This window comes from Massilia sp. P2_C2 (genome assembly GCF_056404615.1).
The window spans coordinates 1-709 of sequence record NZ_JBFUDR010000660.1; the positions used below are offsets into that span (position 1 = coordinate 1).

General features: G+C 67.4%; 1 protein-coding gene. It reads right to left on the reverse strand.

Annotated elements, in window-relative coordinates; genetic code table 11:
* Positions 1-709, reverse strand: a 709-nt coding sequence (locus tag AC1DYX_RS31695) for a hypothetical protein (protein ID WP_477266247.1), incomplete at both ends; no start/stop codon positions are given.

Below are 709 nucleotides of genomic sequence, written 5' to 3' on the forward strand. Positions count from 1 at the left end.
GCTGACGCTACGGTATTTGCCGTTGGTGGCGCTGATGACGTTACCGTTGTCGTCGTAGCCGTAGCTGGCGGTGTAGCTGCCCGCCACGCTGCGCACCGCGTGCGGCTTGCTGCCCGCGCCGCCACCCGGCGTCACGTAACTGAAGGTGCCGACGTCGCTCTTGCTGATCAGCTGCCCCACGGCGTTGTACTGCAGGTTGACGGTGCGGCTGAGGTTCGGGATGGCGGGTGCGCTCACCACGTAACTGGTCAGGCGATTGAGCGCGTCGCCATAGACGAAGCTCTCGCTCACCGCGCCGGTGCTGACGCCGCCGCTTTCGTCGCCGTTGTCGTCGACCCGACCCACGAGATTGCTCAGGCTATCCCAGGTGTAGTGCTGGGACAGGACCTTGGTGGGGCTGGCGGCGAGGCCGGTGGCGAGGTCGGTAACCCGGCCGGTGTTGGCGTCAAAGACGGCCTTGGCGGTCACGCTGTTGGCACCACCGCCGTCGCTGCCGTAGACCTGCTGTTCCGCCTGACCGCGTGCATTGACAACCCGGCGTTGCCACAACACGCTGCCGGCCGCCAGGGTGACGCTGGCCGCACGCGCGCCCTGGGCGTTGGGCAGCGGCGCGACGTTGGCGGTGGTACCCAGCAGCAGCTTCTCCAGCCAGCCGTTGGTGGTGTAGGCGTAGGTCACCTTCACGCCGGTCGGATAGGTTTGCGAGGAC